This window comes from Mesorhizobium sp. M8A.F.Ca.ET.021.01.1.1 (assembly GCF_003998025.1).
GTDB lineage: Bacteria > Pseudomonadota > Alphaproteobacteria > Rhizobiales > Rhizobiaceae > Mesorhizobium.
In genome coordinates, this window is sequence record NZ_RZSJ01000813.1 from 1 (window position 1) to 2,091 (window position 2,091).

A 2,091-nucleotide genomic window follows, 5' to 3' on the forward strand; every position below is an offset into this window, starting at 1 on the left:
CTTCTACACTGCGATTGTCTTCAACCCGAAGGTCACCGCCGACCAGCTCAAGAAGCATTCGGGCTTCATCCCGGGCTATCGCCCGGGCGAGCGCACCGCCGATTACATCGATTACGTTCTCACCCGCATCACCGTCGTCGGCGCCATCTATCTGGTGCTGGTGTGCCTGCTGCCGGAGTTCCTGATCTCGGCGACTGGCGTACCATTCTACCTTGGTGGCACATCGCTTCTGATCGTGGTCAGTGTCACGCTCGATACGGTTGCGCAGATTCAGGGTCACCTGATCGCGCACCAGTATGAAGGCCTGATCAAGAAGTCGAAGCTGCGCGGGGGGAAGAAAGCCAGATGAGGTTGATTTTGCTTGGGCCGCCGGGGGCGGGCAAGGGGACACAAGCACAAAGACTGGTAGAAAAACACGGCATTCCCCAGCTCTCGACGGGTGACATGCTGCGTGCCGCCGTCCAGGCGGGTACCGAGGTCGGCAAGCGCGCCAAGGCGGTGATGGATGCTGGAGAACTGGTATCCGACGCCATCGTCAACGCCATCGTCGCAGAACGTATCGATCAGGCCGACTGCGCCAAGGGGTTCATCCTCGACGGCTACCCGCGTACGCTTGTGCAGGCCGATGCGGTTGAATCGATGCTCTCGGAGCGCAGCATTGGTCTCGATACGGTTATCGAACTGGTCGTCGATGACAGGGCTTTGGTCGGCCGCATCGTCAAGCGCGCCGATGATGCCAAGGCCGCCGGCCAGCCGGTGCGCAAGGACGACAATCCCGCTGTGTTCGAAGAGCGCCTGCGGGAGTACTACAAGAAGACCGCTCCGCTGACCGGCTACTACTATGCCAAGGGCAAGCTCAAGACTGTGGACGGCATGGCCAGTATCGACGCGGTGACCGCCGAGATCGAGACCGTGCTCGCCGCGGCCGCAAAGGCGCGGTAAGGGAATTTAAAGATTAAGCTTGACGGAGACGGTTCGCTGCGGTATGGCGGCCCGTCTTCCTATCAGGTGCGCACTTTGCTTGTCCGCAAGGGCAAGGCAGTCGCTTTGAACTGGAAACTCCCGCAAGGGCCGGCCTCCACCGGACGCGGGGCAATTTGAACAGCGCCGGGATCTGCCTTGTTTAAGGTCGTCCGGTCCACATGGAGAAGAGAAGAACATGGCTCGTATAGCCGGCGTCAACATTCCGACCAACAAGCGCGTCGTCATCGCGCTTCAGTACATTCACGGCATTGGCAAGAAGTTCGCCCAGGAGATCGTCGACAAAGTCGGCATCCCCGCCGAGCGCCGCGTCAACCAGCTGACCGACGCGGAAGTGCTGCAGATCCGCGAGACCATCGACCGCGATTACCAGGTCGAAGGCGACCTGCGTCGCGAAGTGTCGATGAACATCAAGCGTCTGATGGACCTCGGCTGCTACCGCGGCCTGCGTCACCGCCGCTCGCTGCCGGTTCGCGGTCAGCGCACCCATACCAATGCACGTACCCGCAAGGGCCCGGCCAAGTCGATTGCCGGCAAGAAGAAGTAATTTTTAGGGGAATAAGGGAGTAGGGGAGTAAGGCAGTAGGGAATGCCCGTCGATCGGGTCGCATTTTTCCCTACTCCCTTACTGCCCTATTCCCCTACTCCCTTAGTAAGGTGGAGCCGCTGGCATTACGGCGGTGTAGAGATCAACTGAAAGGACTACCATGGCCAAGGAAGCCGCACGTGTTCGCCGCCGCGAACGCAAGAACATCTCGTCGGGCGTTGCCCACGTCAATTCGACCTTCAACAACACGATGATCACCATCACCGACGCGCAGGGCAATTCGATCGCCTGGTCGTCGGCCGGTGCCCAGGGCTTCAAGGGTTCGCGCAAGTCGACCCCGTTCGCCGCCCAGATGGCTGCCGAGGACGTTGCCAAGAAGGCCCAGGAACACGGCATGCGCATGCTCGAAGTCGAGGTCTGCGGACCGGGCTCGGGTCGTGAATCGGCGCTGCGCGCCCTGCAGGCGGCCGGTTTCACCATCACCTCGATCCGTGATGTGACGCCGATCCCGCACAATGGCTGCCGCCCGCGCAAGAAGCGCCGCGTCTAACATTATTGAACGC

At 61.0% G+C, this 2,091-nt stretch carries 3 protein-coding genes and 1 pseudogene; all 4 read left to right on the forward strand.

Going from position 1 to position 2,091, the window contains the following annotated elements; genetic code table 11:
* Positions 1-349: pseudogene (locus EOA36_RS34225) on the forward strand (preprotein translocase subunit SecY); the annotation flags it as partial.
* Positions 346-942, forward strand: coding sequence for an adenylate kinase (locus tag EOA36_RS34230; RefSeq protein WP_127281107.1), 597 nt, complete (start codon positions 346-348; stop codon positions 940-942). The pseudogene EOA36_RS34225 and the gene EOA36_RS34230, both read left to right, overlap by 4 nt.
* A 217-nt stretch (positions 943-1,159) precedes the next feature.
* Positions 1,160-1,528: a 30S ribosomal protein S13 gene (rpsM, locus tag EOA36_RS34235; RefSeq protein ID WP_006205445.1), complete on the forward strand. Its 369-nt coding sequence runs from the start codon at positions 1,160-1,162 to the stop codon at positions 1,526-1,528.
* 160 nt (positions 1,529-1,688) lie between these two features.
* Positions 1,689-2,078 (forward strand): 30S ribosomal protein S11, encoded by a 390-nt coding sequence (gene rpsK / locus EOA36_RS34240; protein WP_006205444.1) that lies wholly within the window; start codon positions 1,689-1,691, stop codon positions 2,076-2,078.
* Positions 2,079-2,091: the final 13 nt, after the last annotated feature.